This is a genomic window from Candidatus Desulfosporosinus nitrosoreducens, from assembly GCF_030954495.1.
Classification (GTDB): Bacteria; Bacillota; Desulfitobacteriia; order Desulfitobacteriales; family Desulfitobacteriaceae; genus Desulfosporosinus; species Desulfosporosinus nitrosoreducens.
Genome location: NZ_JAVHUW010000028.1, coordinates 55,287 through 63,221 on the forward strand (window position 1 = coordinate 55,287; position 7,935 = coordinate 63,221).

Annotated in this window: 6 protein-coding genes and 1 pseudogene; 5 read left to right on the forward strand and 2 right to left on the reverse strand. The window is 42.8% G+C overall.

Annotation, left to right across the window (positions count from 1 at the left end; all coding sequences use genetic code 11):
* Nucleotides 1-46 precede the first annotated feature (46 nt).
* Genes REC12_RS03930 through REC12_RS03940 form a run of 3 tightly spaced genes read left to right on the forward strand, consistent with a single transcriptional unit; the run spans nucleotide 47 to nucleotide 3,353 of the window.
* Nucleotides 47-1,249: an iron-containing alcohol dehydrogenase gene (locus tag REC12_RS03930; protein WP_308892509.1), complete on the forward strand. Its 1,203-nt coding sequence runs from the start codon at nucleotides 47-49 to the stop codon at nucleotides 1,247-1,249.
* Between the two features lie 14 nt (nucleotides 1,250-1,263).
* Nucleotides 1,264-2,634, forward strand: a complete 1,371-nt coding sequence (locus REC12_RS03935) for an aldehyde dehydrogenase (RefSeq protein WP_308892510.1) — start codon at nucleotides 1,264-1,266, stop codon at nucleotides 2,632-2,634.
* A 44-nt stretch (nucleotides 2,635-2,678) separates the two neighbouring features.
* Nucleotides 2,679-3,353, forward strand: coding sequence for an SOS response-associated peptidase (locus REC12_RS03940; protein ID WP_308892511.1), 675 nt, complete (start codon nucleotides 2,679-2,681; stop codon nucleotides 3,351-3,353).
* A gap of 105 nt (nucleotides 3,354-3,458) precedes the next feature.
* On the opposite strand, the gene REC12_RS03945 is transcribed toward REC12_RS03940, so the two are convergent.
* Entirely contained in the window at nucleotides 3,459-4,277 is an 819-nt protein-coding gene (locus REC12_RS03945; RefSeq protein WP_308892512.1) for a methyl-accepting chemotaxis protein, read from the reverse strand.
* Between the two features lie 548 nt (nucleotides 4,278-4,825).
* Between REC12_RS03945 and REC12_RS03950 the strand changes: the two genes are divergently transcribed.
* Together REC12_RS03950 and REC12_RS03955 are read left to right on the forward strand one after the other, a co-directional pair.
* On the forward strand, nucleotides 4,826-4,963 hold the full coding sequence (locus REC12_RS03950) for a hypothetical protein (RefSeq protein WP_308892513.1): 138 nt from the start codon (nucleotides 4,826-4,828) through the stop codon (nucleotides 4,961-4,963).
* Between the two features lie 202 nt (nucleotides 4,964-5,165).
* Nucleotides 5,166-6,779 carry an IS1634 family transposase gene (locus REC12_RS03955; protein WP_308892514.1) on the forward strand — a complete coding sequence of 538 codons (1,614 nt, stop codon included), beginning with the start codon at nucleotides 5,166-5,168 and terminating at the stop codon, nucleotides 6,777-6,779.
* 722 nt (nucleotides 6,780-7,501) lie between these two features.
* Here the strand turns inward: REC12_RS03955 and REC12_RS26595 are convergent.
* A pseudogene (locus REC12_RS26595) lies at nucleotides 7,502-7,935 on the reverse strand (exosporium protein); the annotation flags it as partial.

Sequence of the window (7,935 nt, forward strand, 5' to 3'; positions counted from 1 at the left end):
GTGCAATAAATATGTCGAGAGTGTTAACTGGAAAGAGGGGGTTGTCATGTATAAATTGTATTGCAGGATTTACCAAGCTGTTTTCAAAGCATTTTCCTATCTGTTGCCTTGGCGCAAGCCGGAGTTAATTCAAGGAGAAAACAGTGTGGACGGGTTGCCAAAGTTGATCAGAAGTAAAGGTATTAGCTGCATTTTGCTAGTCACAGACAGTGTTATCGCATCGCTTGGGCTTATGGCTGGTCTGCTCCAAGGTTTAAGTGATGAAGGCATCAACTATGTAATTTATGATAAAACTGTTCCGAATCCAACTATTGATAATATTGAGGAAGCCCTGGAGAACTATAAGATGAACAAATGCACCGCTATTATTGCTTTTGGCGGCGGTTCATCAATGGATTGTGCCAAAGGTGTGGGAGCACGTGTAGCGAGACCACAAAAGAGCATTCCTCAGATGAAAGGGGTGTTTAGGGTTATGAAAAAGATTCCTCCGCTTTTTGCTATCCCAACAACGTCAGGAACAGGAAGTGAGACAACTCTTGCTGCAGTAATAACTGACAGTAAGACGCATGAAAAGTATGCTATCAATGACATTTCTTTGATTCCGCACTATGCCGTACTTGACCCGGTCCTGACAGTTAATCTGCCCCAAGATATTACCTCAACGACTGGGATGGATGCTTTGACCCATGCAGTAGAGGCTTATATTGGCCGAAGCAACACAAAAGCGACAAAACGGTATTGTAAAGAAGCGGTAAAATTAATTTTTGAAAACCTTTACGAAGTCTATTCTAACGGGGAAAATTTGGCTTCCCGCAGAAAAATGCAACAGGCTTCATTTTTAGCGGGACTGGCATTCACGCGGGCCTATGTTGGTTATGTACACGCGATTGCCCATACCCTCGGCGGATTTTACTCAACTCCCCACGGTTTGGCGAATGCCGTTATTTTGCCTTATGTTTTAGAGTATTACGGCAAGTCGGCACACAAACCTTTGGCGGAGCTTGCCGATTTGGTTGGCTTAAGTGCGGCGGGCGACTCCCTTGAACAAAAAGCAGGAAAATTTATTGCAGCCATCAAAAGTCTCAATGAATCAATGAGGATACCCGATAAAATAAATTGTATTGTTGAGAGTGATATTCCATTGATGGTCAATCGTGCTTTAGCGGAAAGCAACCCACTCTATCCTGTGCCTAAGATTTTGGCTAAAGAAGATCTGGCAAAGCTTTATTACAGTATCCTAGAATCGTAGAAAGGAGTGATGAAATGTCCGATATTAAAGAAATTCTTGATGAGCAAAGGACTTTTTTTAAGGTTGGTAAAACACTTAGTCTGGATTTCCGCCTAAAAGCATTAAAGACCTTAAAGAGGTCCATCTGCGAACACGAAAAAGATATCCTGGATGCTTTAAAAAGTGACTTAAATAAATCTGCTTTTGAAGCTTATGCTACGGAAATTGCGATGGTTTCAGAGGAATTGGATTATGCGATAAAACATCTTCCCCATTGGGTTAAGATTAAAAGGGTCAGGACGCCAATTATGCATTTTAAGTCTTCATGTTATAGAATACCCGAACCCTATGGTATTTCCCTGATCATGTCGCCCTGGAATTACCCGTTCCAGCTCACCCTTGCTCCTTTGATAGGCTCCATAGCAGGGGGAAATTGCTCGGTCATAAAACCTTCCGCTTATTCATTTGCTACGTCGGCTGTAATTGCCAGGATTTTAAGAGAATGCTTTGAAGAAAATTACATTGCAGTGATAGAAGGTGGGAGAGAGGCGAATCAAGCCTTATTGGATGAAAAATTTGACTATATATTTTTTACTGGTGGTGTCTCTGTAGGAAAAACTGTAATGGCGTCTGCTGCCAGAAGCCTTACCCCGGTCACTTTAGAACTAGGGGGAAAAAGCCCCTGCATGGTAGACAAAGAGGTAAATATTGACCTCGCTGCCCGCAGGATCGTCTGGGGTAAATTCTTGAATGCCGGGCAAACTTGTGTTGCTCCGGACTACCTTCTGGTTCACAAAGAAGTAAAAAAGGATCTTATCAGGGGCATACAGAAATATATATTAGAATTCTATGGTAAAGACCCATGTGCCAATGAGGAATATCCGAAAATTATTAATGAAAAACATTTTAGACGGATTAAAAGCTATTTAAGCAACGGAGAGATTGTTGCCGGCGGGGAGTTCAATGAAAAAAACCTTCGTATTGCACCGACAGTTTTAGACAAAATAAAATGGGAGGACCCAATAATGCAGGAGGAAATATTTGGACCGATTTTGCCCATGATAGAGTTTTCGGATATTTCCGAGGCCGTATTGTCAGTTAATAGTCTCCCCAAACCCCTTGCCTTATACTTATTTACGACCAACAAGGAAGTTGAAGCTAGAATTGTGGAGAGTATATCCTTTGGAGGCGGGTGTATTAACGATACGATCGTGCATCTTGCCACATCTTCTATGCCTTTTGGAGGAGTCGGAGAAAGCGGAATGGGTGGCTATCATGGAAAATGGAGTTTTGATACCTTTACCCATACCAAAAGCATTCTCAAAAAATCAAATTTGATAGATATAAAACTTAGATACCCGCCTTATGGGAATAAGCTGAATATTTTCAAAAAATTATTCGGCTAAGACTTACTCAAAACACAAATAAGCAAAGAAGGGCTGAAGACAAAATGTGCGGCCGATTTTCGTTTGTGGCACTTGTTGATATCATCGAACGTTTTAGATTAATTCAATTTGAGTTCGATTTTGTACCACGCTATAATATTGCACCATCTCAACCGGTTCCCGTAGTTATCCGGCAAGACGGAAAAAACAGTCTGCATCTTTTCAAGTGGGGATTGATTCCCTATTGGGCTAAGGATGCGAGTATCGGGGACAAATTGATCAATGCCCGTGCTGAGACTTTAGAGGAAAAACCTAGTTTTCGTGGATTATTAGCACGAAAACGTTGCCTGATTATAGCTGATGGATTTTATGAGTGGAAAGAGGAAGGTCGGCGGAAAAAACCTTATCGAATCACACTGCAAGACGGCAAATCCTTTGCTTTTGCAGGTCTATGGGATTCTTGGCTGTCGCCTGCAGGTCAAACCATAAACTCGTGTACGATTATTACGACGACGTCCAATAAGTTGCTAGAGCCGATACATCATCGGATGCCGGTTATATTACCCCAGGATAAGGAGAGTCTTTGGCTGGACGAAAGTGTAACTTACAATCAGGAAATAAAAGAATTGCTGAGACCTTTTCCGGCGGAACAAATGGTTGTCCACGAGGTATCAACATTGATTAATTCTTCACGCTATGATGGACCGGAATGTGTGTTTCCGATACAGAGTTTATTTTAAAGCTGAACAAAACACCCTTCCACGTTAATTTCAACTTTAAACGTTGGAAGGGTGTTTGTTATACTGTCCAGAAAAAAGAACAGTTACGGTCCTACATAGTTAAAGCTATATTTCACTCAATTTAACGAGTCGCTCAGCCATTTGTGAAATGTTGCTTAAAGCTTGAGTAAGTTCCGTTACTCCTTGGGCCTGAGATTCGCTGACCACAGCTAGCTGACTTACGGATTCCACCAAACGGTTGACAGAGGACTGTACTTCAATAACGTCTTGTTCTATTGTTATCGCCGAGTCTTTTGTGTTTTCCGCAAGCTTGCGAATTTCTTCAGCAACAACTCTAAATCCGCGGCCATTCTCCCCGGCACGGGCAGATTCAATAGAGGCATTAATTCCCAGAATATTGCTTTGCTGTGATATTTTTTTAATTGATGTGGTAATGCCTGAAACATGAAGAATATCATTCTTAACATGTGAGGTTTCGTTGTCCATAGTTTTAGCAGTTGCGGAAAGTTCTTGGCTTTGGGCCGATAGGTTTTCAGAGGATGCATAAATTTCTTCGACCGAGGATAAAATTTCTTCGCCTATTTCCAGCAGTGTATTGTATCTTTCTGAAGATACGGTGACAGTGATTACTCCAACCATTTTGCCGTCATCAAGAATTGGGTTGCTTATAGCGACATAAGGGAAGGAAAACTGAGAATTTTCTTTAGAAACATGGGTAACTGTGCGTTGCCCGGATTGTAAAACTTTGTATGTGATAGTATTGAGATATTTACTGATAGAGTCCTCCGTTTGTACGCCCAAATTGATTCGGGGGTTATTGTAAGCTGCCAAAATAACTTCATAATTGGCAACAAAAACAGAAATATCCTGATCGAACCATTGGTGTAAATGAGGTGCAATAGAGAGAACATATTCGATTTTCATGTAAGGGCCTCCGAATATTAGTTTAGTGAAACCACAAGAACAGAATAAACTTTAGACAGGATTTATGGGGGAATTTCGACATTGAATTAAGATATTCCTTTATTGATATATCTTTAGGTGCTGAATATTTTAGAAGTTATGTTCACAATGATATATCCGGAAATGGTGCATTATTTAAATATCTCAATAAGAGTATTTATTTGTTTTTGATGGAGGAGTTTGGAAGGGTATGAAGAATTTATGGTGTATTGTAGATAATGTTGGAAGACAACTTAACGAATAATAGTTGAAATTAATTTGTGTTGCCTTACTTTTACTTATTGAGAGAAAAGAGGCAGATGAAGAAAGTAGAGCTTCTGAAAAAACTGTATTCAAATAATTCTTGTGACTGAAAGTGATCGAATAGATGCTTGTGGATTTTACGAACTGTAGGATATAATCCCAATGTTTCATAAAGGATATGAAAAGAAATTAAAATGATGTGGGATTTGCATACTTTGACGATTATGGTAAAGATTAAAGTATAACAAATCTTGGGAGGCGATAACATGTCCTTCAGAACATCGTTTTCTAAAATGCTGTCATACATAGCCAGATGTGATCCTTATTACAGTCTATACTACATCCCTGATTCTTCGGAAGAGAATGAATATCAAACTAATGGAAATAATGATCCTAAGATTTAAGCCCATTATAGGGATTAAAGCAAAAGAGCCGCTCTCGAGCAGCTCTTTTTAACCTAAATCCCGCAAAAAAATATCATATACCTGTATAAGAGTATAGAAATTATAGCTTAAATACAGGTATTTTTTCATATTAAGGGGAAGATAAAGGTCTATGTATATGGTATAATGCAATCATATACATAAGGCTTTAGGAGGGATGTTCATGACGAAACTCTCAGCTCCCGCATACACCTTCGTCTCCATGCCGAAAAGTAATGTCTCCTGCAAGAAGTCAGGATATGTGTACCATATTGGCAAAGGCTATCGAAATGACAAAGGTCAGCCGACGAGTTCCCAAACCATCATCGGTAAATATGACACGCAAACTGGTATGTTGATTCCAAATGATAATTATTTCAAGATTTACGGTGGGAAGCCACAGCTAAGGACTGTTCCGATCGAGAGCATCAAGAATTATGGAAGCTACTTTCTGTTGAAGGCGATCACCCGGGAATCTCAGCTGGATACGTTGCTAGGCAGAGTCTTCGGCGAAGATGCCCAAAGTATCTTAATGCTGTCCATCTATATGGCTCTGGAAGGCAATGTTTTGTCTCATTGCGAGGACTGGATGGAAGAAACGCTCACCGGAAGCAAGGTTATCCTTACATCTCAAGAATGCTCAAGGATTCTGAGAGTTATTGATGAAGCCAAGCGCAATGAATTTTTCCGGGCATGGGTCCATATACGCCAGCAGGAAGAATACCTGGCCTATGATATAACATCGATTTCTTCTTACAGCAAGCTCAATGAAGAGGTGGAATTTGGTTATAACCGCGACAAGGAGAAACTGCCGCAGATTAATCTGGGCATGTACTTTGGCGAGACGACGAGGCTGCCGGTCTATTACCGAACCTATTACGGCAGCATCCCTGATAAAAGCCATTTAGTTGCCATGATGGAAGGCAGTAATAAGGTTGGCATTAAGAACACGCATTTTGTGATGGATAGAGGATTTTTCAGCAAAGACAATCTGGTTTATCTGAACCACCATACCCGTGGGTTTATCATCGGTATGCCCAATAGGCTGGTCCTATCCCAGCAGATTATTCTGGTCCATGGCGAAGACGTCAAGAGTTCGCGTTATGATCTGGGTATTGGCGATGTCAATGGTATAGCCGTTGAGCGCAGTGATTATGACTTTCGCTGTCAAGTTCATCTCCTGTATTCCGATGAAAAGATGGCGGACGAGAAATACCGTTTCAAGACAGAATTCAAGAAGTGGCAAGCCTCCATCGCCAAAGGCCTCATTCCTCGTGAGGCAGAACCGTTTTTTCATATTTTCAAAGACAAAGAGGATGCCATCCTCAGCGTGGAAGCCAACCACGAGGTCATTGATGCTTATATGCAGACCATGGGATATTTTCTAGTGATGAGTACGGACTTCCAGAAAAGCACGGCGGACATCCTGGAGATTTATCGGATGAAGGACGTGATCGAAAAATCCTTTGACCGTATAAAAAATGATTTAGATATGAAACGATTGAGAATTCATACGGCGCAGGCGGAAGAAGGAAAGATGTTTTTAGCCTTCCTGGCGTTGATCCTGAGGACGTATGTGTTCAATACGATAAAGCCCTATATCCTCAAGAAGCGCCTCTCCCTGGATAGAATCTTTATCGAAATGCGAAAGATCAAAGTAGCCGTCTACCCAACCGGGGTAATGATGCACAACCCGCTGACGAAAAAGCAAAAGGATATTCTAGCCTACTTTAATCAATCGGAGGAGGGTGTTGCAGAAAGCTTGAAACACATACTCAAGTATCAAAGTGTATTCTGATGCTCCCCAAAAACAAGGCAAAGGATTGGAACGTTTAGGTGTTGCAAATCTATTTGCTGATGTTCGGTTGTCATGCATTTTACAATAAGAGCTTTGGCTTAATGGCGAAAAGTGAAGACACCAGGGTTTGAGATCGGTTAGGTCGGAAACTCATACCCTTGGTGTCTTATTGCTTTTTTGTATATGGTAAATTCCTGCGGAATTTACGTTTTAAGTTAACGATAGATGTGAACTTAGGACAATCTGAACACGGACCAAACGATACCTTGCGTTCCTCCTCCCCCTAGGTTAAGGGAGAGAGTTAAGCCGTTGGCCTCATAGAATAAACCTATGACGTCGCCTGAGGTTAATGCTACCGAACCGCTTAGTGTTACGGTTCCGTTGCCGAGGATGCTGCGCAAAGTCAGTACCAATGCAACGTTAGCGTTTAAGATCGGGAAAACTCCGCTGATTAAAGCTGTAACAGTGGGCGATGTTCTGCGCACAACAAAGTAGGGTGTGACCCCGGAACCAAGGCTGACTGTAATCGCTGCGGTCGTGGAATAATTGATGGTAGCTTCAATAGCGTAAGTTCCCGTCGCCGGGACGGTATAGTTCCCACCAACCTCATCAAAACTGGTGCTGTCGTAATATGGGGAGGTTACTGTCCAGCCTGTTAATTGCGTACTTGTGGACGTATTGACTGTGGACAGGAACGCTGAGAAACTTTCCCCAGAGAAGGCTGGACCAGTCGCGCCGGTCGTGCCTGTATTTCCAGTGGCACCGGTCGCTCCGGTAGCGCCGGCCGAGCCCGTTGAGCCGGCATCTCCGGTAGCGCCGGTCATGCCTGTCGCACCCGTATCCCCTATAGAGCCGGTGGCACCTGTCGTGCCTGTATCTCCAGTAGAGCCGGTAGCACCGGTGGCGCCCACATCTCCGGTAGCTCCAGTCGAGCCTGTTGTGCCAGCATCACCGGTAGAGCCGGTAGCACCAGTGGCTCCCGAATCTCCTGTGGCCCCAGTCGAGCCGGTCGCTCCAGCATCCCCGGTCGCCCCAGTAGAACCAGTGGATCCAGATTAGCCCAAGTCGCCAGTAGAGCCGATAGCACCCGTTGCCCCTATATATCCGGTAGAGCCGGTGGCTCCAGACTCACCCTTATACCCAATAGTGCCGGTGG

What these genes read in the sequence shown, in the direction of transcription:
- REC12_RS03930 (WP_308892509.1), top strand. Translation starts at nt 47, where the DNA reads ATGTATAAATTGTATTGCAGGATTTACCAAGCTGTTTTCAAAGCATTT.
- REC12_RS03935 (WP_308892510.1), top strand. Translation starts at nt 1,264, where the DNA reads ATGTCCGATATTAAAGAAATTCTTGATGAGCAAAGGACTTTTTTTAAG.
- REC12_RS03940 (WP_308892511.1), top strand. Translation starts at nt 2,679, where the DNA reads ATGTGCGGCCGATTTTCGTTTGTGGCACTTGTTGATATCATCGAACGT.
- REC12_RS03945 (WP_308892512.1), bottom strand. Translation starts at nt 4,277, where the DNA reads ATGAAAATCGAATATGTTCTCTCTATTGCACCTCATTTACACCAATGG.
- REC12_RS03950 (WP_308892513.1), top strand. Translation starts at nt 4,826, where the DNA reads ATGTCCTTCAGAACATCGTTTTCTAAAATGCTGTCATACATAGCCAGA.
- REC12_RS03955 (WP_308892514.1), top strand. Translation starts at nt 5,166, where the DNA reads ATGACGAAACTCTCAGCTCCCGCATACACCTTCGTCTCCATGCCGAAA.